A 22,354-nucleotide genomic window follows, 5' to 3' on the forward strand; every position below is an offset into this window, starting at 1 on the left:
GAAATTTGGTTTTGATGGTGATACCGTTGCAGTCTTGGTTGCAATCGATGAACAATCACCAGATATTGCACAAGGTGTAGATGCCGCATTAGAGATTCGTGAAGATGCAGATAAAGAAGATATCGGTGCAGGAGACCAAGGTTTGATGTTTGGTTTTGCTGTGGACGAAACACCTGAGTTGATGCCATTGCCGATTGCTTTGAGCCATCGCTTGGTTCGTCGGTTAGCTGAACTGCGCAAATCTGACACATTGCCTTATTTGCGTCCTGATGCCAAATCACAGGTCACTGTTGAATATGATGACAACGATCAACCGCAACGAGTGGATACAGTCGTGATCAGTACACAACATGATGATGCTGTGGATAATGAGACGATTCGTCATGATGTGATCGAACAAGTGATCAAAGAGGTCATTCCTGCAAATCTCTTAGATGAGCAGACAAAATATTATATCAATCCAACTGGTCGGTTTGTGATTGGTGGACCTCAAGGGGACGCTGGTTTGACCGGAAGAAAGATTATTGTTGATACGTATGGAGGATACGCCCGTCACGGTGGTGGTGCTTTCTCAGGGAAAGATGCAACCAAGGTTGACCGCTCTGCAAGTTATGCTGCTCGTTATATTGCTAAAAATATCGTGGCTGCTAAACTAGCACAAAAAGCAGAAGTTCAATTGGCGTATGCAATCGGTGTTGCGCAACCTGTATCAATCAGTGTCAATACATTTGGAACGGGCACTGTCAGCAATGAACGGTTGATCCAAGCAATCCGGGAAAACTTTGATTTGCGACCAGCTGGTATTATCGATATGTTAGATTTGCGCCGTCCGATTTATCGTCAGACTGCTGCATACGGACATTTTGGCCGTACTGATATCGATTTGCCTTGGGAACGTACCGATAAAGTAGATGCGTTACTAACAAGTGTGAAGGACTAATAGTGGAGCCCCTTATTGATCGATCTCAATAAGGGGCTCTATTTTGGCTTCGTATGTTAGTAGTTTTGAGACGGACAATCTATAAAGAATCTGGTACAATGTAAAAAAAGAATCGCAGGTGATCACATGGCTTTTTTACAAGCGAATATTTACTCCAATGTATTGGAGATGGAAGTAATGGTCGATGTCATTCTTCCTCAACAAACAGAAAAAACGATCGGTACAGCTACGCAGAACCAAGGTGACGATATTCCCGTACTTTATTTGCTGCATGGCATGGGGGGCAACCATAGTGTCTGGCAAAGAAGAACCGCCATTGAACGTTATGTCTCTGCGTATCAATTAGCAGTGATCATGCCATCCACTGATTTAGGCTGGTACACGGATACGTCTTATGAAATGAACTATTGGACCTTCATAGCTGAAGAATTACCGACTATTGTTCATGAACTCTTTCCGCAGTTAAGTACGAAAAGAGCAAACACTTTTGCTGCTGGACTATCAATGGGTGGATACGGTGCCATGAAGTTAGGCTTACGTAAACCAGAACGTTTTGCGGCAGTAGCCTCTTTATCAGGTGCTTTGGCCATGGCAGAAAGTATGGAGAACTTATTGCAATTGCGCAGCCAAGCTTATTGGGAAGGTATTTTTGGCCCAATCGCTGATTTTAAAGGATCTGACAATGATCTGATCCATTTGATCGAGACCCTTGAACCAAGTAGGGCTCCACGCTTTTATATAAGTTGTGGCACAGAGGACCAACTCTTTCCTGCAAGTGAATATGCAGTAGAAAAGCTGACCAACCGACAAATTCCTGTCACGTTCGAATCTGGAACGGGTGTACATGATTGGCAATTTTGGGATCAATGGATCCAACGTGTTCTTGCCTGGATTCACGAGGGATAACAAAAACAGCACCTACCGTTACACGGGGAGTGCTGTTTTTTTGCGTTCGATACAATAAAGGATTGGGGGCTGATTGCGTTGGTTGATGAATTGATAAGACAAAACATTAAAGGATTCTTGCGGCAATTCTGCGCAAAATTGCTGAACTGCAGCAAGTTCAGCAGCGCCGCCTTGGTGCCCATAATAGCATACGATGATGATCCGACCACGAGGGGCCAGAAGTAGCAGTAGGGCTTCTAGCGCTTGCTTTGTCGTTGCTGGCAACGTAATGATTTCTTTATCTCCCCGCGGCAAATAGCCTAGGTTAAATATTGCTGCTTGAATCGGACCTTGTACATATTCAGCGACATGTTCGTGGCCAAGATGAAGCAACGATACTTGCGACAATAGCTGCTTTTGTGCTAAGCGTTGTTTCGTTATGGTCAATGCTTGCTCTTGGATATCAAATGCGAACACACGCCCCTTTGGCCCAACCAACGATGCCAATAATTCGGTATCAAAACCATTCCCCATCGTGGCATCAACGACTGTTTGACCTGGCTGGACAATTTCTTTTAATAAGGTGTGGCTATAATGCATGGCTGTTGGCAGCATAATTATTCCCCTGACTTACAGAAAATAGCCCTTGATACGAATCTCTGCGTGCCATTTCACGATCGATTTCGTTGAGAACTTCCCATTTTTTTAAACTCCACATCGGACCAATCAACGCATCCCATGGAGCGTCCCCTGTCAAACGGTGGATGATGATCTCTTGTGGAATCATCTCAAGCTGATCGCAAATCAAGGATACATAGGAATCTCTATCCATCAGTTGCAAGCGACCTTCATGATAATCTCGCAACATTCGCGTATTACGCATCAGATGCAGCAAATGCAATTTGATTCCTTGGATGTCAGAGTCTTGGATCGTTCGCCGGACATTTTCTTGCATCATCTCGATCGTTTCCCCCGGCAAGCCATTGATTAAATGCGTGCAGACACGAATCTGATGTTTTCTCAGCTTTGCTACACCATCTAGATAGGTTTGATAGTCATGGGCGCGGTTGATGGCGTGACTTGTCGTTTCAAATGTTGTTTGCAAACCCAATTCGACCCATAAATAAAAGCGCTGATTCAATTCAGCCAAGTAGTCAACCACATCATCAGGCAAACAGTCCGGACGGGTACCTATTGAAATACCAACAACGCCAGGCATGGTCAAGACTTGTTCGAATCGTTCTCGTATCACGTCCACTGGCGCATGGGTATTCGTGAAGTTTTGAAAATACACAATGTATTGATTTACATGGGGCCATTTTTTATGCATCATATTGATTTCTTTATTGAATTGTTCGGGCAAAGGTGCTTCAGGCGCAATGATCATATCACCAGAGCCAGACACACTACAAAACGTGCAGCCGCCTTTTGCAACCGTGCCATCACGATTGGGACAGTCAAATCCCGCGTCGATGGGCACCTTAAAAATTTTTTCACCAAATTGCTGTCGCAAAGCAAAGTTCCACGAATGGTATCGTTTGTTTTTGTCCTCTGCATATGGAAATGAATTCATGAACTTTCGCCTTCTTCTATAATTGTTTTCGGGTAAATCGCCAGACAAACCGTTTTTGACGGTAATAGGGATAGGTCAGCAACAACCAAGATAAGCCAACACAAAAGCCGCCTAATACATCGCTCGGGAAATGCACGCCGACATAGATGCGGCTGATGCCAATCAAAGCAATCAATACGCCAAGCAGGATTCGCAGCGTCCACTGCCAAAAAGACTGCTTGAATAGAATCGGTATCAATAGCAATAAGGAGCCGTAAAATACCATACTTCCCGTTGAATGGCCACTTGGGAAACTTGAACTTGTTTCAACCACTAAATGTTCTAAGGTTGGTCGTTCACGCAAAAAAACGAGTTTGATCAGCGGATTGAATAATCCGGCGATACCGATAGTACCAAGTCCTAGCCAAAGGGCTTCCGCATAATATTTATTGATCAAAAAGACAGCCAGCACAACCAAGAACAAAAGAATGATCGTGATGGGATTGGCAAATTTAGTCACCCATAAGAAAAATGGGGTCATCATTGGATAACCACTGCGAATCACACGTGTCAACGTTTCGTCAAAAGGGTTCAGCCAACTAGGATAAAACTTCACTACATATCCTAAAAAAACAAAGAGCAATAAAAAACAGCTCCCTGCGTACTGATAGATTAATTTTTTTTGCATAAATGTGTCCGTCACTCCCAAATATTCAGCTATATAACGAGATAAATCATCTTTCGCATCCAATTATAGCATTGTTTGGTCAAGGAACCCAAGATTCTTTCGTATTGCGAATAATGTTCGTTTGATTACAAAGAGTTTACAGTTTATAAAAAACGCCCAAATATCTTTTATAAAATCTTAAGAAACTGTATACTTAACCTACGTTCATTAAAAGGAAAAACGGGGGATTTAGGGTCATGGAAACAAGTCAGACACAGAAAGTGCAGCAGCAACGAGAACATGCGAGTGAATTGTATCAAGTGATGAGAAAAAGTGCAGCCGTTTTAGGTACTACCTTAACGGCTATCTCTGTTGTTACGCCTCTGATGCCTGCTGTTCAAGCGGAAGCAGTGGAAACCTCAGTGGCACAAGTTTCTACCAGCAATTTTGCCGCGCCGAATACATCCGCTTTTATTACTGAGATCGCGACTTATGCACAACCGGTCGCTCAAGCCAATGACCTCTATGCATCGGTCATGATCGCACAAGCAATCCTTGAAAGTGGTTGGGGAAGAAGCAGCTTATCTAAAGCGCCAAACTATAATCTATTTGGTGTCAAAGGATCATATAATGGTCAAACCGTCTACATGAGTACATTAGAGTACTTGAATGGCCAATGGGTCACCATGAGTGAACCGTTCAGACAGTATCCTTCTTACACACAATCTTTTCAAGATAATGCCAGTGTGATTCGCAGCAACAGTTATTATTCAGGTGCTTGGAAAAGCAATACCAGCTCTTATTTAGATGCGACAGCTTGGTTGACTGGTCGCTATGCAACTGCACCAAATTATGCCTCTTCTTTAAATGCAGTGATCCAACAATATGGGTTAACAAAATATGACACACCAGCCTCTGGCAATGCTGGCGGCGGCGCGACTGTCAACACCAGCACAATTACTGCGACTAGTACTACAACCAGCACCACCACAAGCGGCAGCACGTACACCGTCGTTTCAGGTGATTCAGTTTGGTCTGTAGCCAATAAATATGGTATCTCCATGGATCAATTGCGCAGTGCAAACAATATCCAAAATGATTTCATCTATCCAGGTCAAACATTAGCAGTATCTGGATCGACAAATACTGCAACTTCTAGTACGACGGTTTCATTGGTCAACAAGAATGCAACGACTGCTGCATCTGCGACTGGCAGTTATACCGTCGTTTCAGGTGACTCAGTTTGGTCAGTAGCCAATAAATATGGCATCTCCATGGATCAATTACGCAGTGCCAATAATATCCAAAATGATTTCATTTATCCAGGTCAAACATTATCGGTTTCAAGCAGTTCGTCAACGACTAGCACTGCCAGTACAAGCAACACAACAAGCACTGCTAATACAACAACGACATCATCTAAAGGCACCTATACTGTCGTTTCAGGTGATTCGGTTTGGTCGATTGCCAACAAAAACAATATCTCCATGGACCAATTGCGCAGCATAAACAATATCCAGAACGACTTTGTTTACCCAGGTCAACAATTATCGATAACAGGTGCGTCGACAACAAGTACATCGTCAAGTACGACAAGTACGACTGCTTCAGCGGGGACTTACACCGTTGCATCTGGCGACTCTGTTTGGGGAATTGCCAATCAGTTTGGTATTTCTACGGATCAATTTATTCAATGGAACAACATCCAAAACAATTTTATTTACCCAGGCCAAAGTGTGAGGGTAAAATAGATTGCTATTCCGTCAAATATTTGATAGGATAAATGCAATGAATCTTTTCACATTTGAGAAGGAATAGTAGAAAAGCGTTGGGGCTTCAGAGAGTGCATGGTTGGTGAGAATGCACAGCACACCTTTCGAACTCACCTTCAAGTGATATCTGACTGAACAATGACTAGGCAGATACGGCGATGGCCGTTACAACATCGAGGTCTGTTTCTTTAGGGAGCAGATGAATTTAGGTGGTACCACGTTGATAACGTCCTATGAAAATCAGATTGATTTTTATAGGACTTTTTTTTATCAGTTTTGATTGCCAGTCAGCAAGCAAAACACAAATTTATAGGAGGCGTCCGTCGTGAATTACAATCACAAAGAAATTGAAAAAAAATGGCAAAAATATTGGGCGAAGAAAAATGAATTCAATACCCATGATGCGCCAGACAAACCCAAATTTTATGCATTAGATATGTTTCCTTATCCATCTGGACAAGGATTGCATGTGGGTCACCCAGAAGGATATACAGCGACAGATATTCTCAGTCGTTTTAAGCGCAGCCAAGGCTACAACGTGCTGCATCCAATGGGCTGGGATGCATTTGGCCTGCCAGCAGAACAATATGCCTTAGATACTGGAAATGATCCGGCTGAGTTCACCAAAAAAAATATTGAGACGTTCCGTCGTCAAATCAACGCATTGGGCTTCAGTTATGATTGGAACCGTGAAATCAATACGACGGATCCTGAGTATTACAAATGGACGCAATGGATTTTTACCAAACTTTATGAAAAAGGCTTGGCGTATGAAGCAGAAGTGCCAGTCAATTGGGTGCCAGAATTAGGCACAGTTATCGCAAATGAAGAAGTGATCGATGGCAAAAGCGAACGCGGCGGCTATGACGTTATCCGCAAACCTATGCGCCAATGGATGCTTAAGATCACAGCTTATGCAGATCGTTTATTGGATGATTTGGAAGAGGTAGATTGGCCAGAAAGCATCAAAGAGATGCAGCGAAATTGGATCGGACGCTCTATTGGCGCGAATGTGACTTTCAACATTGCCGATACCGACAAAGACTTTACTGTGTTCACGACTCGACCAGATACTTTATTTGGTGCGACTTATGCCGTTCTCGCACCAGAACATGCGTTGGTAGAACAAATCACCACAACCGAGCAGCAAGCAGCTGTTGCAGCCTATGTGGAAGAAGCAGCCAAAAAATCTGACTTGAATCGAACAGATCTAGCCAAAGAAAAAACCGGTGTTTTCACAGGTGCCTATGCAATCAATCCTGTAAACGGGAAAGAAATCCCGATTTGGATCGCTGACTATGTCTTGGCGACCTATGGAACAGGTGCCATCATGGCAGTACCTGCCCATGATGAACGAGACCACGATTTTGCCAAAACATTTGGCTTAGACATCATTCCAGTTCTGGCTGGCGGGGATGTGACTGAAGCAGCCTATACAGAAGACGGCCTTCATATCAATTCTGAATTCCTAGATGGCATGGACAAAGAAACGGCCATCGAGAAGATGGTTGCTTGGTTAGAAGAACACCAAGTCGGCAAAAAAGAAATCAGCTACCGTTTGCGGGACTGGTTGTTTTCACGTCAACGGTATTGGGGTGAACCAATTCCAATCATTCACTGGGAAGATGGTACAACAACCGCGTTAAGCGAAGACCAACTGCCATTGCGTTTGCCGGTCACAGACAATATCAAACCTAGCGGCACAGGTGAGTCACCATTAGCCAACGTCACTGAATGGGTCAACGTCACTGATCCTGAAACAGGCAAGAAAGGCCGTCGTGAAACCAACACTATGCCGCAATGGGCGGGCAGTTCTTGGTATTTCTTACGCTTTATCGATCCCCATAATAAGTCAGTCTTGGCCGATTATGACAAGTTGAAACGTTGGATGCCAGTTGATATCTATATCGGTGGGGCAGAACACGCCGTATTACACTTGCTGTATGCCCGCTTCTGGCATAAGTTCTTGTATGATATCGGTGTAGTACCAACCAAAGAACCTTTTGAAAAATTATTCAACCAAGGAATGATCTTGGGTGAAAACAATGAAAAAATGTCTAAATCTCGTGGCAATGTCGTGAACCCAGATGATGTGATCAATCAGTATGGTGCAGATACATTGCGCTTATATGAAATGTTTATGGGCCCGTTGGATGCCTCGATTGCTTGGAATGAAAATGGATTAGAAGGTAGTCGGAAGTTCTTAGATCGCGTTTGGCGTCTGATTGTGGATGAAGAGGGCAAAATGCGTGACCGCATCACCACGTTCAATGATGGCACCTTGACCAAGGTCTATCATCAAACCGTGAAAAAAGTAACGGAAGATTTCGAGCAGCTTCACTTCAATACAGCTATTTCGCAATTGATGGTCTTTGTCAATGAGGCGTATAAAGCAGATGCTTTGCCATATGAGTATGTAGAAGGATTCGTGCAATTGCTGTCACCGATCGTTCCGCATATTGGTGAAGAACTATGGTCGATCCTAGGCAATGACGAAGGTATTTCTTACGCGGCATGGCCAATATTTGATGCCTCTGCACTCGTAGAAGATGAAATCGAAGTGGTCTTCCAAGTCAACGGCAAGGTACGTGCCAAAGCCAAAGTACCAGCTGATGCAGACAAAGAGACACTAGAACAATTAGCCAAAGACAATGCTCTTGTTCAGGAACAAATTCAAGGAAAAACAATACGTAAAGTCATTGTTGTACCGAATAAATTGGTCAATATCGTCGCCAATTAAGCCAAAAAAGGAAAATAGCTCAGGCTATTTTCCTTTTTTGTTTCAATCATTTTGTGGTTGTTCAAAAAAAAGACACGCAACGGTGTCTTTTGCTTACTTTTTGCGGATGATGCCATAGAACAAAATAGCTGTTGCAATCAAAGGAATCAAAATCACTAACAATAATCCATTCGGATAGGTCGCCCGTGTGAAGATCTCTGATGAGTCATTTCCACCGAGTAAGTGATTAGAAATCAAAAATTGCGTTGCCAAAGCGATCATTGCGATAAAACCCAGCGCTGCACTGGTACCGAAGAAGATTTTTTTCTTAACGTTGTTCATGCCGTCTGCCCCTTTAATATTCTCTATGTATCATTATACAAAAGATGCAAGGGTCTTCAATAAGAATTTGTCAAATAATTGATTCGTAACACCATTGAAATATGATTGACATATAGTGAGGGGCATAAGCCAAAGACAAACCAAAATCATATTATTCGCTGATCCAAGCAGACTCTCGTATAATAAAGATAGCAAATAAAGAAAGAGGGATCTATATGGACTATCAAGCATTTGAAGGCCAAGAGGCTTTTTTTGAAGATTATGCACGAATTGCCAAAGACACGTTTGATGAGGATACTGTGTCAACAGATGTATTGGCGCAGTTGAATCAGCAATTGACAGAAGAACAATTATTTTATCGTTTGCCTGCAGAAGCAGCCAAGGACGGACAATCCTTTTTATTCCCTTTCAGCAAATTGATGTTTACCGAAGACCTTGATGCAGCAATTTCTACCGAGTTTCGTTATGATGGGACGCCTTATGTATACGAAACCTATGAAGATGAACAACCATAACAAACATGCCCAAACAACAGAAAAGACAGCATATCCTTGAGGTTCAGCAAAGGGATATGTTGTCTTTTTTTGCTCAGTATTACTGTACATCTGCCGCGAACTGTTGTGCGAGAATGAGATCTCCTGGGTAAGGCGCTTTTTGACCGTTTACTTTTAGAAAGGCTTCCGTTCCTTTGCCAGCCAAAATGACAATATCTTCACTTTGTGCTTCGGCGATAGCGGCTGTCACAGCAACTTGACGGTCCATCTCGTAAACGACGCGTAAGTGATCGTTGGTGATCGATGCGGCAATTTCAGCCGCAATCGCACGAGGGTCTTCAAAATTGGGATCATCACTGGTCAAATAGACGGTATCTGCATATTCAGATAAGGCTCTGCCCATATCGCTACGGCGAGATTCGGCTTTTCCCCCTGCACTACCCGTCACAAAGAGTAGCTTTCCATTTGGTCGGAGTTGGCGTGCAAGTTGACTCAAGGATTGGAAACTTAAGTAGTTGTGGGCGTAATCCACGATGATCACAGCACCATTGTTTTTTTCTAAGACGACCATCCGTCCAGGAATGACTACTTTAGGCAGCTCTGCTTGGGCATCACTTGCATGCGCACCCGCGAGACAAGCAGCTAAAATCGCCGCGGCTGCATTCTCGTGATTGAAAGAACCGAGTAAGCCAAGTTGATAAAGACCCGTTACTTGTAAGACATCTGATGATGCAGTCATGGTGAAGGACTTGGGATCAATCCCGTCTTGCACGATATAATCTGCTTCCCCACGTCCATAGGTAATAAAAGGTACTTGGTGAACTTCACATGTTTCTCGCAACAATGGATAATGGTCGCTTTGCCGATTCAAAATCATTTGCCGGCTATTGCGGATCAACTGCCGTTTGCAAAAAAGATAATCATCAAAAGTAGGGTGCTCAACAGGACCGATATGATCCGGAGAAATATTCAAAAATACACCAATATCAAAGGTGAGTCCTGCTACACGCTTGGTTTTGTAAGCTTGGGAAGAGACCTCCATCACCAAATGGGTCATGCCATTGTCGACAGCCTCTGCCATCATCGCATAAAGATCCAATGTCTCCGGTGTTGTTAAAACGGCACCATGAAAGGAGTGGCCATCTACTGAATTTTCTTCGGATGAGAAAAAAGCAACTTTATGATTGGTAGATTTGGCTAAAATCGCCCGCGCAAAATAGGCACAGCTGGTTTTGCCTTTCGTCCCTGTGATACCGATCGTTACTAATCGTTCTTGTGGGTTGCCATAAAATGCGGGGGCAATGACAGCCATTGCTTCGCGAATATCTGTCACAATGATCCCAAAGGCGGCAACATCTTCATAAGGGCGTTCAGCAATATAACAGGTGCTTCCTTGATGGATAGCTGCTTCGAGATAGCGTTGTTCAAAGGCGGCACCTTTACAAAAAAAGAGGGTTCCTTCTCTGGCTTGGCGAGAGTCGTAACTCAAAGCGTTAAAGCCTAAATCTGTCATAGGTTCTGGTACGGTATACGCCCATTCTTGGGGCGTGATCAATTCTTTTAAAAGGTTTTTTTGCAACAAAATAGTTCGAATTTGTTGAACGGTCATGGTTGCGTTTTGCATAATGTGTCTCCTTCGTTTCTTCTCAACATTTCTCTTATTATAGCATATCGATGAAAAACCTCGGTTTTCTAATTTAAAAGTTTTCGGTAATCCGAACATAATTTGAAGAAACTTTAAGATGTTGCAAAAATAGATTGCGACTCCTTGCTTTTCGAATTAAAATGAAAGAGATATGTTTGTAGAAAGTTGGAGATAACAGCGATGGATAAACACACGCAATCCGTATCAAAAGAATTGACCACACAAGAAAAAATGGCCCAAGGTTCTGCTTGGATGACCATGGGGAATATTGGCTCACGACTATTAGGTGCCATTTACATCCTGCCTTGGTACTATTGGATGGGTGCCAATGGGGACAAAGCAAATGCATTATTTGGCATGGGCTATAATGTCTACGCCTTATTTTTAATGATTTCGACCGCTGGGATTCCAGCAGCGATCGCAAAGCAAATCGCCTATTATAATTCACGACAAGAATATCGGACAAGTCAAAGGCTGTTTCTAAGAGCGTTGCAATTGATGGCCGGCTTTGGTGTTGTCACCGCGGGCATCATGTACTTGGCTGCACCTTGGTTGGCGACAGCTTCTGGCGGTGGTCCAGAATTGATTCCAACCATGCGTTCATTGAGTATCGCCTTATTGGTCTTTCCATGTATGAGTGTCATGCGTGGTTATTTCCAAGGCAATCAAGACATGAAGCCCTTTGCTATCTCGCAGATCATTGAACAGATCGCACGGGTCTTTTATATGTTATTGGCGACATTTATTATCATGCGGGTCATCGAGGGAGATTATACGGCTGCGGTCACGCAATCGACATTTGCTGCGTTTATCGGTGTGTTGGCCAGTGTCATCGTCTTGGGTTACTATTATCAAAAACAGCGGGTCCGAATGGACGTGCTGATCGATATGAGCAAAGAAGAGACGGAGATCCAGACCAAAGAACTGATTATTTCTACAATCAAAGAGGCAATTCCATTTATTATTGTAGGGTCAGGGATCACTATATTTAAACTAGTCGATCAATATACCTTTGTGCGTATCATGTCTGGATTTACCGAGTTTTCGAATGATCAGCTTTTGGATATGATGGCGATTTTCGGCAGCAATCCGGATAAATTGACCATGGTGGTTATTGGCCTTGCCACATCGATGGCCTCTACCGGTTTACCGTTGATCAGTGAGGCAGTGGCGAAAAAGGACAAACTTAACTTAGCGAAGTTGATCAGCAATAACTTGCAGTTGTATTCATTCGTGATGTTTCCGGCGACATTCGGGATGGTGATTTTGGCTTATCCCCTTTATACATTGTTTTACCGACCAGACACGCTTGGCGCCAGCGTATTAGTCGCTGCCTGTCTGTCAGGGTTGGTCTTGGGATTATTCATGTTGAGTTCCAGCATGTTGCAGGGGATGTATCATAACAAAGAAGCAGTGGTCTATTTCTTTATCGGATTGATCGTTAAACTGTTGTTGCAATATCCGGCGATCCGCATTTTTCAAGTATATGGTCCATTGGTAGCCACATCGATTGCTTTAGCGATCACTTGTTGGCTCAACGTGCGGAAAATGGCGCGAAAAGGGCATTTCAATGTGGTGCTGACGTTACGGCGCACCTTGCTGATTGCGGTGCTCACATTGATCATGGTTGTCGCTGCTTTGATTGCAAGGCAGGTATTTGGATTGGTCTTGAGCGAAGAAAGCAAATTCCAATCGTTTGTGTTGAGCATCCTCGTGGCTGGCGTCGGCGGCGGTGTCTATGTGTATAGTGCACTGAAACTTCGCTTAGCGGATAAGCTGTTGGGTTCTTCAATGGTTCGTCTGCGAAGCAGATTACGCATCAAATAATCAATATCAACAGCCACGGGCCACTCTTTGTTGTGCCTAGTGGCTGTTTTATTAGCAGCTGTTTTATATGATAAAAAAGGAAGTGGCAACTTGCGATTAGATAAATTTTTAGCAGATATGGGCTATGGTTCCCGTAAAGAGGTCAAAGGCTATATCAAAAAAGGACGCGTGACGGTCAACGACAACATCGTCAAGAGTGACAAAACACAAGTCGATGAACAAACAGACCAAGTCTGCTTCGATCAAGAACCGATCCAGTATCAACGCTGGTATTATTACTTGCTCCATAAGCCGGCAGGGGTGATTTCAGCAACTGTTGATTCGTATGAAGAGACGGTCTTGGATCTATTTACGGAAGAAGATTTTCGCGAAGATTTGTTTCCTGTGGGCCGTTTGGACAAAGATACGGAAGGCTTTCTCTTGATCACCAATGATGGCGTTTTGGCGCATCAACTGCTCTCACCAAAAAAACATGTTGAAAAAGAATACTACGCACAAGTAGAAGGGATCATGACAGAAGCAGACCAATCGGTGTTTGAAAAAGGGCTGCAACTAGATGGGGAATGGACTTTGCCGGCCCAATTGATGATCACCAATACAAATCAAATTGAAGGCACCAGCGAAATCCAATTGATTTTGCATGAAGGCAAATTCCATCAGGTCAAGCGTATGGTCCAAGCAGTGGGCAAAGAAGTACGCTACTTGAAACGGATTCGTATGGGTGGCCTCTCCTTACCTGCTGATTTGCCGGTAGGCAGTTATCGACCGCTGACGACGGATGAACTAGCTTTATTGGCAAAGCCAAAAGAATAGCCAAAAAGCCTGCACACGTCGGTGCAGGCTTTTTTACCAAAGTCCGGGTTCAGCAGTGATGATCAAGTATTCTTTTGTAAACGGGTGTGTCAGGTGTATATCATGGGCATGAAGCATCATTCTAGGGGCAGACTGTTGTTGATATAAGGGGTCACCAACGATTGGATGCCCGATGCTGGCTAAATGCACCCTGATTTGATGGGTCCGGCCGGTATCTAACACACAATAGATAGTGGTCGTTTTGGCATGCTTTTGATCAATAGTCACATGGGTGACGGCTGTTTGCCCATGGCGAGGATCAATCACACGTTTGCGACGATCATGACGGTCACGGCCGATTTTTGTAGTGATTGTTTGGTCTTGGTTGATCTGGCCCCAGACAACAGCCTGGTAACGACGATAGATGTCTTTTTGTTCAAGCATCCGGCCGAGAATTGGTAAAACAAAGGGATTTTTAGCGAATAAGACCACACCACTCGTTTCTTTATCTAGCCGATGGACGACATACGGTTGTGTGCGGGTCGGTGCCAAATAAGCGGCTACGTGATTCAACAGTGTATCCTGTTCATCTGGTTGGTTAGGATGTGTTTTGATGCCAACGGGTTTGTTGACGACAATCAAATGCGCGTCTTCATAACAGACGTTGACTTGTACAGCGTTGCCCAACAGAACCGGTTGATAGCTGTAATCAGTGTCTTCTATCACCAAGGTTACTTTGTCGCCAGCTGAGACTGTTTGATGAAACATCGCTGGTTGGTCATTGACCTGCACCTCTTTGCGGGTACGCAGGAAATGCCGGACTTTTCTAGGAACCAGCCATTCATTTTCGAGAAGTTCTCTTAGGGTTGTTGTTGATTGATCTGCAGGCAGAATCATTGTATATTCCATAAGATGGACCTCATTTCTAATCGTTTGCTGTTATTATAGCATTTTTAAGCTTTTCTTATGAAAAAATATAGAAAAAAAAGAGCTTTCAGTGCTACACTGAGAAAGGTTTATTACCCAAAATTTCCAACTGCAGCCGGATAAGAAATCGGCATCTATATGCTACACTTTGATAAAAGGAGCGTGAAGCAATGGAGTGGAAGTCCATCCTTCAGAAAATAAAAACCAGCTGGCTGACGTTTTGGCGCTGGATCAAACCCTATCTACAACAATTTCACCAATGGCGCAAGCGCATATGGAAAAAATATCACGTCAACAAAATCTTTATTCTACTTAGTTTGGTTGCACTTTTAGTGATGAGTGGTTACTTATTCTATATTGCCAAAAATACCAAGGTCAGCGAGTTAGAATCAGGACTGAAAGAGTCAACGGTCATTTACGATGCCAACGGCGATGAAGCGGGGCAACTCTACTCGCAAAAAGGGACCTATATTTCCCTCGATGATATTTCGACGGACGTCATCAATGCCTTGATCTCTACGGAGGACCGTAATTTTTACAGCCACCATGGTTTTGATATCAAAGGAATCGCCAGAGCAGCGGTACGTGTCATGATCAACCGCAGTACCGAAGGTGGCGGCGGCAGTACGATCACCCAACAATTGGCCAAAAACGCCTACCTGTCATTGGATCAAACCTTTAGCAGAAAAGCCAAAGAACTATTTTTGGCTATTGAAATCGAAAAAAAATATACCAAAGATGAAATATTAGAAATGTATCTCAATAGCTCTTACTTTGGCAATGGGGTCTGGGGCATCCAAGATGCGTCTCTCAAATATTTTGGTGTCAATGCCTCTGAATTGTCGATTGGCGAAGCAGCCACTTTGGTGGGCATGCTGAAAGGCCCATCGATCTACAACCCTATCGATCATTTGGAAAATGCCACCAATCGGCGGGATACCGTGTTGAGTCTGATGGTGGACAATGGTGTATTGGATCAAACGACGGCGGATCAGCAAGCACAAGTGGCTTTAGGGGATCTGCTATATGATGGCTATGGCAATTCTGAATCCGGCTATAAATATCCATATTATTTCGACGCTGTTATTGATGAAGCCGAATCTTATGGCTTAGACGCCGATGATGTCATGAACCGCGGGTACAAAATTTATACAGCCCTGGATCAAAATTATCAAGCCCAAATGGAAGCCACGTATAAGAATGATACATTGTTCCCTGCAAATGCTTCTGATGGCACCATGGTCCAATCCGGATCAGTAGCATTGGATCCAAACACCGGCGGCGTGCAGGCTTTGGTTGGACGCCGAGGAGAGCATGTTTTCCGCGGGTTCAACTTTGCGACCCAAATGAAACGTTCACCAGGCTCAACGATCAAGCCAATCAGTGTCTATGCACCGGCGTTAGAAGCAGGGTATGAACCTGACAGTATTTTGCAAGACGAACCGTTAGACTTTTATGATGCGCAAAACTTTGACGGTACTTATTCCGGTGAAGTGGCGATGTATCAAGCGTTGGCCCAAAGTTTGAATTTGCCGGCTGTTTGGCTGTTGCATGAGATTGGATTAGATCGAGGCTATAGCGAGGCGCAAGATTTTGGCCTATCGTTGACCGATTCGGACAAATATTGGGGCTTGGCATTAGGTGGTTTAGAAAAAGGGGAATCACCGATGACAATGGCTGCTGCGTATGGTGTCTTTGCCAACGGTGGCTATTACTATCAACCACATTTGATCACCAAAATCGTTGACTCAACAGGGGCGGTGATTGTCGACAATACCACCGCACAAGGCAAGCGGATCATCTCACAAGAAACAGCAGACAAAATGACCAGCATGATGTTGGGTACTTACTCAAATGGAACAGGTGTCAGCGCCAGTCCATACGGCTTCACAGTTGCTGGGAAAACAGGGACGACAGAAACCAATTTTGATGCGTCTAAGGTCAATGACCAATGGATCATGGGCTATACACCCGATGTAGTGATCTCTACATGGCTTGGCTTTGAACAATCCAGTGCGGAACACTACTTGACGGGAACCAGCGGACAAGTCGTAGGGAAAGTCTTTAAAGCAGAAGCTGAGAACATATTGCCATATACACAAGGCAATCAATTCCAAGTAGCAGATGCTTATTTGACAGGTGGTCAATTGATGGCCGCAGACGAGGTGCCTGATACCCAAAGCGATGACAATAGCAGCTCCAGCAATTGGCAGCAATCGGTGAATGATTTTGCTGAAAGTGCCAAAGAAGGCGTGAAAGAGTTTGGCGACAAGATCAAAGAAGGGACCAAAGATCTATTCGGCGGACTATGGCGTTCAATCAACGGCAATTAAAACAACCATGCAAGCGCTAGGCATGAATGATGCAACAATGGTATACTAAAGAAAAGTGAAAGGATGGAGATAAAATGGCAAATATTTATGATACAGCGAATCAATTAGAACGTGAATTGCGGGAGTCAGAGCAATTTCAAGATTTGAAAGGCTCATTTGATCGTTTGAAAGCCAATGAAGAGGCGTATGCGTTATTCAAAGAGTTCCAAACCTTACAGCAAACCCTGCAACAAAAAATGATGGCCGGCGAAGAAATGACAGAAGATGAGGCCCAACAAGCCCAAACGCTCTCACAAAAAATCCAAGAAGATGGCATCGTTTCTGATTTGATGCAAAAAGAACAAGCATTTAGTTTAGTAGCCAATGACTTGAACCGGATCATCATGGGTCCCGTTCGCGATTTATATGAAGCGTAATCGATAAATAGATCGATTGTTTTTCAAGCAGATTTGAGTTTTCTCAGATCTGCTTTTTTATGCGAACAAATTTTCGTATATTGCTGACGAAAAGCCAAAGAAATGTTATGATAAAAGCATCAAGGGGGGAGTCAACATGCGATTTTTACATAGCGCCGATTTACATATCGATCGGTCATTTGAAGGTCTTCATCTGTTATCTGAAAAAGTCAAAGCCCAACTCCCAGGAATCAACCATCAAGTCATGCGTCATTTGACAGATTTGGCATTGGCGCAAGCAGTGGATTTTGTTTTATTCGCAGGGGATACCTTCCATCAAGCGCGGCCTAGCTTGAAAGTACAACATGATTTTTTTACGGAAATCAATCGTTTGGCAGCGGCTGAGATACCCGTTTATATGATTTTTGGCAATCATGATTATTATGATCCGCAACGGTATTGGTTTTCTTTTCCAGAAAATGTTCATTTATTTGAATCGGAAACGGTGGAAACCTTTGAAGGTGTGACAAAAAATGGCGAAAGCTATGCAATCAGCGGTTTTAGTTATCAACATCCATGGATCGAGAGGGATAAAGTCTCGGCTTTTCCGCCAAGAAAAGCGGTAGATTACCATATTGGCTTGTATCATGGCGATCAAGCGGGTACGCGATATGCGCCGTTTTCTGTCAGTGAGATGAGAAAGAAAGGGTATGACTACTGGGCGTTGGGTCATATCCATGTTCCAAAAACAGTAGCAGAAGAGCCGCCAATCATTTATCCCGGTACGCCGCAAGGTAAAACCAAGAAGGAGACGGCTTCCGGTGTCGTGATCGCGGATCTGACCCCGCAAGGCGCAAAAATCCAACAAGAATCGGTAGCTGAATTATTTTGGGAAACACAGCAGGTATCTTTGGCTGGGATCAAAGAAGCCAATGAAGTGCTGCCAACGATCATCCAGCAAGTCCAAAGTCCGCGAGGCAGATTGTTGCATTTGCAGATTGAAGATGATCAACAGCTGCCATCAGATTGGTTAATGGATGCAGAAAAAAATGAATGGATCACTTACCTCAATGAGCGATTGGCACAGTTTGAGCCATTACAAGTCGTCTATGGAATCACTGCCGCACAAACAGCTGTGGAAACATCTAGCTTAGCGATCTCTGAGGCATACTTGACACAAAGCCTTCAGCTGTATCAAGATCCTGCCATTTTTTCGGATGGACTGGCAGAGCTGCTGCAACATCCAATGATCCAGCGAGGGATCGATCAGGCATCTTTCCAAGAAGATGTCTTGGCGGAAACAACTGCTTTGCTACAACAAACATTTGATTGGATAGGTGACAGCGATGATCATTCTTAAAGCGGAAATCACCGGCTTTGGCAAATATCATGAACAACAGTTTCATTTTGATCGACACAATCAATTGCTATTTGGACAAAATGAAATGGGGAAATCGACCCTCTACCAATTTATTGCAGCGATGCTGTTTGGGTTCCCCAAAAAAACTGCCAAAAAGAAAGACTATACGCCCCGCAATGGTGCTGCTTACGGTGGGAAATTATGGATAGAGATCGAACCCTATGGCGAAGTCATCGTTGAACGTTATCGCCAAGTTGATCGTGGTCGGGCAAAGGTGCATGTCAATGGACAAATCACCAATGAAGATTGGCTGGCAACGCATATACAGCCGTTGAATCAGGCTTTGTTTGCTGATGTTTTTACCTTTCAGCAAGAGCAATTGAACCAAATCGATAAGTTGGGGGAAGAAGCACTGCATCAATCCCTGATTTCATTGGGGATCAGCGGCAGCCAAAACATGCTGCAGCAAGTTGCACGCTTTGAAAGCGATAATCAGCAAGTCTATAAACCACGGGGACAGAAATTGCCGTTGAATCAAGCATTGAAACAATTAGGCAAGCTGCAGCAGCAAATCGCTGATAAAGAAAGTGAAGAAGCCCATTTACAGCAGCAGTATCAGAAAATTGCCCAAATCCAATCAGATATTGGCTCCTTGCAAGCCCGCAACCAATCATTGAATGAGGCATATCAAGAAAATCAGCAACGAATCAGTCATTGGGCGTTGTATGAAGAATGGCAGCAAATCCCAGATCGTCCTGTAGCAGATCCCCAGCAGGCACAGGCAATCAAAACCTTCTATCAAACCTATCAGCAACTGACGGAAGAATTACGCAAGAAAGAAGCTGAGTTGGATCAATTGGAGCAAGGGCAAGCGTCCGACAAATATTTCTTTTATCTGGATCATGAACAGCCAATCAATCATCTCCTCCAGCAGCAAGTAGAGATCGTACGTATATCAGATCGTCAAACAGCGGCAGAGGCCAAACGTGCACAGGCAATCCAGCAATTGAATCAACTTGTGACCAAAAGGCAATGGCGTAGTGAATCGCCGCCCTTTTTGACCCCGCCGATCCGCGAAGCACTGCAGCGTTTGGACCACCTGAAGGTGCGAGACAATGAAATCAAGCGCCGCCAGCAATGGCTGGCAGAAAAAGCGCAACCGTTGGAAGCAACCGTCTCTCGTCTGGAGCAACAGCACCCTACATTGGCCGGCGGCCAGAAAAAGCGTAACGGGTCTTGGCTCTTGCCAGCTGCTGGACTTGTGCTGGTTATTCTTGGCTTTGTCCTTGGCTTCCTGCTCGGTCCGTGGCGCTGGGCTGTCAGCGGTGTTGGGCTGATCGTCATCATAGGTAGCTTTATCCTGAATCAAAAGAGTTCGACTAACCCGCAGCAGGTCAAAGAAGAATGGCAAGCAGCACTGCTGCAATTGGATCTGATTGAAGAAGAACAGGCAGAGCTGCAAGAAGAAGCACAGCAGCAACAACAATCGATCGACCGCAAGCAACAAGGACTGCTGCCGTTTTTCGGTCAATTGCCAAGTGAGGAATGGGCCGACTATCTAGACGCTTATGAAGCAGATGTCGCAGCATATCAGCATTATTTGCAGGAAGAAGCTGAGGCAAGTCAAGCCGCACAAGCAGCAAGCGCGGCCTTAGCCCCCTTCGAAGCGTTATTCCAGCCCTATCTAGATTGGCTGCCGCTGCACAACAAAGCAATCACCGACAAACTAGCAATATTAGCTGATTTTGCAAAAGAGATGCAAACAATCAAGTTGTCCCGTCTGCAGCAGCCCAGTACCTTATTGGCTCAACAGTTGGCTCGTTTGCGCAAAGAGCGAGCGGACATGGTGATAGGTGCCAAAGAATTACTGCAACAGCAAGGATTGGATCAGCCTGCTGAAATCAGTTTATGGCTGAAACAGTGGGAGAGTGCCCAACGTACCCAGCAACGAGCAGCAGAGCTGCAAGCGATGCTGACACCGATTTTTCCAGAGAAAGTCGATGAAGCAACGTTGCGCCAAGAAAAAGACCGATTGCGAGCAAGTCAAGCACAAGTCCAAGAAGCCATTCGTGTACAAACGGAAGATAGACAAAAATTGGAACTGGAAGTCGCTGCTAGCCAAAAAAATGGCACATTGAATCAGTTGTATCAAGAAGAAAGTGAACTGCGGGCCGCAATCCAAGATTTAGCCGTTGCTTGGGGCAGCCGTCAATTGGCAGCAGCAATCTTGCGTGACATCACCACAGAACTGTCAGAGCAGCAGTTGCCACAATTATTGAACGCAGCTTCCACATATTTTGCACAATTGACCAATGGACATTATCAGCAGATCCTCTTTGAACAAGGCATGTTGATCGTTGCCAACCAAAGTGAGACATTCTCAATTATTGATTTGTCTACCGGCACGAAAGACCAGTTGATCATGGCGATTCGATTTGGTTACCTATCCTTACAAAAAGAGCAACCCATCAGTCCATTGATCATCGATGATGGTTGGTTACATTATGACAGTGTCCGTAAAGAGAGTCTGGTACGATTATTGGCAGACTTTGGGGAAAGATATCAAGTAATTTGTTTGTCTTCTGACCAAGAAATGGTAAGCTATTATCAGAAGTACCAACAGCCAGTGTACGATCTTAGCAAAGGATGTGAAAATTTGGTTGACCGCCAAATAGTCGAATGAAAAAAATTAGAGAATTGACCGTAGATGAAACCTTTCAACTGTTTCTATTGATCAAAAACGCCGATGTCCGTATCGCAAAGAATGGCAAGAAATTTATTGCTTTTACATTTCAAGATACTTCTGGAACCATCGATGGCAAATTCTGGGATGCGTCAGAAGAAGAAATTGCGCGTTTTGAACCCGGGCGAGTGGTGCTGTTAGACGGTAAGCGAGAAGTCTATCAAGGCAATCCGCAAGTCAAAATCATGCATCTGCGCTTGGCAAAACCAGAAGAAGGGCAAGACCCAAGCCAATACATGGAGAAAGCACCATTGAAAAAAGAGGATATGGAAGAAGAAATCAACCAAACGTTGTTTGAAATCATCAATCCTCATTGGAATCGAATCGTACGATTCTTGTTGAACAAATACAAAAAGGAATTTTTTGAATTCCCAGCTGCCAAACGCAATCACCATGCATTTGCCAGCGGTTTGGCCTATCATACGACGACCATGCTGCGTCTAGGCAAAGCCATCGTCAAAGAATATCCTGAGCTCAACGCGTCCTTATTGTATGCAGGTATTATCTTGCATGACTTGGGGAAAGTGATCGAGCTGACGGGACCGATGACGACGGAGTATACACTAGCTGGTAATCTCGTCGGTCATTTGGTCTTAGTTGATGAGGAAATCACACAAGCATGTATCGCATTGAAATTCGATGACAAGCAAGAAGATATCGTGGTATTGCGGCACATGGTCTTAGCCCATCACGGCTTATTAGAATACGGCTCACCTGTTAGACCACGCATTATGGAAGCCGAAATCTTGCATCAAATCGATAATTTGGATGCTTCCATGCAAATGATGCTGACATCGATCCGCCTAACCGAACCTGGTGAGTATAGTGACCGCATTTTCGGCATGGACAACCGCAGTTTTTATGTACCTAAGAATATCTAAATTACAACGCTGATCGAAGCGTAAGGAAAACCATTGATAGCGCCTGTTACTTGCGGTGGTATCAATGGTTTTTTTATTAG

At 44.1% G+C, this 22,354-nt stretch carries 17 protein-coding genes, 1 pseudogene and 1 other annotated feature (1 of these 19 cut by a window edge); of the genes and pseudogenes, 12 read left to right on the forward strand and 6 right to left on the reverse strand.

What is annotated here, in order from left to right; all coding sequences use genetic code 11:
- Together metK and A5886_RS00965 are read left to right on the forward strand one after the other, a co-directional pair.
- Window positions 1-940: the 3' portion of a methionine adenosyltransferase gene (gene metK / locus A5886_RS00960; RefSeq protein WP_086273218.1), read on the forward strand. Its footprint begins 245 nt before the window's first position; only the last 940 of its 1,185 coding nucleotides appear in the window; its start codon lies off the left edge, out of view; it ends in the stop codon at window positions 938-940.
- A 126-nt stretch (window positions 941-1,066) separates the two neighbouring features.
- Entirely contained in the window at window positions 1,067-1,846 is a 780-nt protein-coding gene (locus A5886_RS00965) for an alpha/beta hydrolase (protein WP_086273219.1), read from the forward strand.
- An 18-nt stretch (window positions 1,847-1,864) separates the two neighbouring features.
- Here the strand turns inward: A5886_RS00965 and mnmM are convergent, their stop codons facing one another.
- From mnmM to A5886_RS00980, 3 genes are read right to left on the reverse strand one after another with little or no spacing between them, the layout of a single operon-like run.
- Window positions 1,865-2,440 carry a tRNA 5-(aminomethyl)-2-thiouridylate-methyltransferase MnmM gene (mnmM, locus tag A5886_RS00970; protein WP_086273220.1) on the reverse strand — a complete coding sequence of 192 codons (576 nt, stop codon included), beginning with the start codon at window positions 2,438-2,440 and terminating at the stop codon, window positions 1,865-1,867.
- Window positions 2,415-3,398 carry a tRNA modification radical SAM protein MnmL/YtqA gene (mnmL, locus tag A5886_RS00975; protein WP_086273221.1) on the reverse strand — a complete coding sequence of 328 codons (984 nt, stop codon included), beginning with the start codon at window positions 3,396-3,398 and terminating at the stop codon, window positions 2,415-2,417. The genes mnmM and mnmL overlap by 26 nt, the downstream gene beginning before the upstream one ends.
- Window positions 3,399-3,414: 16 nt before the next feature.
- Complete coding sequence (locus A5886_RS00980) at window positions 3,415-4,065, reverse strand: phosphatase PAP2 family protein (protein ID WP_086273222.1); 651 nt, start codon at window positions 4,063-4,065, stop codon at window positions 3,415-3,417.
- A gap of 236 nt (window positions 4,066-4,301) precedes the next feature.
- On the opposite strand from A5886_RS00980, the pseudogene A5886_RS00985 reads away from it, so the two are divergent.
- Both A5886_RS00985 and leuS read left to right on the forward strand, forming a co-directional pair.
- Window positions 4,302-5,792: pseudogene (locus A5886_RS00985) on the forward strand (LysM peptidoglycan-binding domain-containing protein); the annotation flags it as partial.
- A 47-nt stretch (window positions 5,793-5,839) separates the two neighbouring features.
- Window positions 5,840-6,053, forward strand: a binding site (T-box leader).
- An 88-nt stretch (window positions 6,054-6,141) separates the two neighbouring features.
- A complete protein-coding gene (gene leuS, locus A5886_RS00990; protein WP_086273224.1) occupies window positions 6,142-8,556 on the forward strand; it encodes a leucine--tRNA ligase in 2,415 nt (804 codons plus the stop codon).
- Between the two features lie 93 nt (window positions 8,557-8,649).
- Here the strand turns inward: leuS and A5886_RS00995 are convergent, their stop codons facing one another.
- Entirely contained in the window at window positions 8,650-8,877 is a 228-nt protein-coding gene (locus A5886_RS00995; protein ID WP_086273225.1) for a hypothetical protein, read from the reverse strand.
- A 215-nt stretch (window positions 8,878-9,092) separates the two neighbouring features.
- Here A5886_RS00995 and A5886_RS01000 point away from each other — a divergent pair, with 215 nt between their 5' ends.
- The gene (locus A5886_RS01000) at window positions 9,093-9,392 is read left to right on the forward strand and encodes a DUF5960 family protein (protein ID WP_086273226.1); all 300 of its coding nucleotides are present in this window, start codon (window positions 9,093-9,095) and stop codon (window positions 9,390-9,392) included.
- A gap of 79 nt (window positions 9,393-9,471) precedes the next feature.
- Here A5886_RS01000 and murE read toward each other — a convergent pair whose 3' ends face one another.
- A complete protein-coding gene (gene murE, locus A5886_RS01005) occupies window positions 9,472-10,995 on the reverse strand; it encodes a UDP-N-acetylmuramyl-tripeptide synthetase (protein WP_086273227.1) in 1,524 nt (507 codons plus the stop codon).
- Between the two features lie 201 nt (window positions 10,996-11,196).
- On the opposite strand from murE, the gene A5886_RS01010 reads away from it, so the two are divergent.
- Both A5886_RS01010 and A5886_RS01015 read left to right on the forward strand, forming a co-directional pair.
- The gene (locus A5886_RS01010) at window positions 11,197-12,843 is read left to right on the forward strand and encodes a putative polysaccharide biosynthesis protein (protein ID WP_086273228.1); all 1,647 of its coding nucleotides are present in this window, start codon (window positions 11,197-11,199) and stop codon (window positions 12,841-12,843) included.
- Window positions 12,844-12,933: 90 nt separating this feature from the next.
- The gene (locus A5886_RS01015) at window positions 12,934-13,656 is read left to right on the forward strand and encodes a pseudouridine synthase (RefSeq protein WP_086273229.1); all 723 of its coding nucleotides are present in this window, start codon (window positions 12,934-12,936) and stop codon (window positions 13,654-13,656) included.
- A gap of 33 nt (window positions 13,657-13,689) precedes the next feature.
- Here A5886_RS01015 and A5886_RS01020 read toward each other — a convergent pair whose 3' ends face one another.
- Window positions 13,690-14,544, reverse strand: coding sequence for an RluA family pseudouridine synthase (locus A5886_RS01020; protein ID WP_086273230.1), 855 nt, complete (start codon window positions 14,542-14,544; stop codon window positions 13,690-13,692).
- A gap of 188 nt (window positions 14,545-14,732) precedes the next feature.
- On the opposite strand from A5886_RS01020, the gene A5886_RS01025 reads away from it, so the two are divergent.
- The 5 genes from A5886_RS01025 to A5886_RS01045 all read left to right on the forward strand — a co-directional run bounded on the left by A5886_RS01025 (window position 14,733) and on the right by A5886_RS01045 (window position 22,274).
- Window positions 14,733-16,895, forward strand: a complete 2,163-nt coding sequence (locus A5886_RS01025; RefSeq protein WP_086273231.1) for a PBP1A family penicillin-binding protein — start codon at window positions 14,733-14,735, stop codon at window positions 16,893-16,895.
- A gap of 74 nt (window positions 16,896-16,969) precedes the next feature.
- Window positions 16,970-17,311, forward strand: a complete 342-nt coding sequence (locus A5886_RS01030) for a YlbF/YmcA family competence regulator (RefSeq protein ID WP_086273232.1) — start codon at window positions 16,970-16,972, stop codon at window positions 17,309-17,311.
- 136 nt (window positions 17,312-17,447) lie between these two features.
- Window positions 17,448-18,650, forward strand: coding sequence for a metallophosphoesterase family protein (locus A5886_RS01035; RefSeq protein WP_086273233.1), 1,203 nt, complete (start codon window positions 17,448-17,450; stop codon window positions 18,648-18,650).
- Window positions 18,637-21,333: an AAA family ATPase gene (locus tag A5886_RS01040; RefSeq protein ID WP_086273234.1), complete on the forward strand. Its 2,697-nt coding sequence runs from the start codon at window positions 18,637-18,639 to the stop codon at window positions 21,331-21,333. Before A5886_RS01035 ends, A5886_RS01040 begins: the two co-directional genes overlap by 14 nt.
- Window positions 21,330-22,274 carry a 3'-5' exoribonuclease YhaM family protein gene (locus tag A5886_RS01045; RefSeq protein ID WP_086273235.1) on the forward strand — a complete coding sequence of 315 codons (945 nt, stop codon included), beginning with the start codon at window positions 21,330-21,332 and terminating at the stop codon, window positions 22,272-22,274. The genes A5886_RS01040 and A5886_RS01045 overlap by 4 nt, the downstream gene beginning before the upstream one ends.
- Window positions 22,275-22,354 lie beyond the last annotated feature (80 nt).

The sequence above is a fragment of the Candidatus Enterococcus testudinis genome (assembly GCF_002140915.1).
GTDB lineage: Bacteria > Bacillota > Bacilli > Lactobacillales > Enterococcaceae > Enterococcus_D > Enterococcus_D testudinis.

Coding starts and splice junctions, on each gene's coding strand:
- murE (WP_086273227.1), bottom strand. CDS start 10,995: ATGCAAAACGCAACCATGACCGTTCAACAAATTCGAACTATTTTGTTG.
- mnmM (WP_086273220.1), bottom strand. CDS start 2,440: ATGCTGCCAACAGCCATGCATTATAGCCACACCTTATTAAAAGAAATT.
- A5886_RS01010 (WP_086273228.1), top strand. CDS start 11,197: ATGGATAAACACACGCAATCCGTATCAAAAGAATTGACCACACAAGAA.
- A5886_RS01030 (WP_086273232.1), top strand. CDS start 16,970: ATGGCAAATATTTATGATACAGCGAATCAATTAGAACGTGAATTGCGG.
- A5886_RS01000 (WP_086273226.1), top strand. CDS start 9,093: ATGGACTATCAAGCATTTGAAGGCCAAGAGGCTTTTTTTGAAGATTAT.
- A5886_RS00965 (WP_086273219.1), top strand. CDS start 1,067: ATGGCTTTTTTACAAGCGAATATTTACTCCAATGTATTGGAGATGGAA.
- A5886_RS01025 (WP_086273231.1), top strand. CDS start 14,733: ATGGAGTGGAAGTCCATCCTTCAGAAAATAAAAACCAGCTGGCTGACG.
- A5886_RS00995 (WP_086273225.1), bottom strand. CDS start 8,877: ATGAACAACGTTAAGAAAAAAATCTTCTTCGGTACCAGTGCAGCGCTG.
- mnmL (WP_086273221.1), bottom strand. CDS start 3,398: ATGAATTCATTTCCATATGCAGAGGACAAAAACAAACGATACCATTCG.
- A5886_RS00980 (WP_086273222.1), bottom strand. CDS start 4,065: ATGCAAAAAAAATTAATCTATCAGTACGCAGGGAGCTGTTTTTTATTG.
- A5886_RS01045 (WP_086273235.1), top strand. CDS start 21,330: ATGAAAAAAATTAGAGAATTGACCGTAGATGAAACCTTTCAACTGTTT.
- A5886_RS01040 (WP_086273234.1), top strand. CDS start 18,637: ATGATCATTCTTAAAGCGGAAATCACCGGCTTTGGCAAATATCATGAA.
- A5886_RS01020 (WP_086273230.1), bottom strand. CDS start 14,544: ATGGAATATACAATGATTCTGCCTGCAGATCAATCAACAACAACCCTA.
- A5886_RS01035 (WP_086273233.1), top strand. CDS start 17,448: ATGCGATTTTTACATAGCGCCGATTTACATATCGATCGGTCATTTGAA.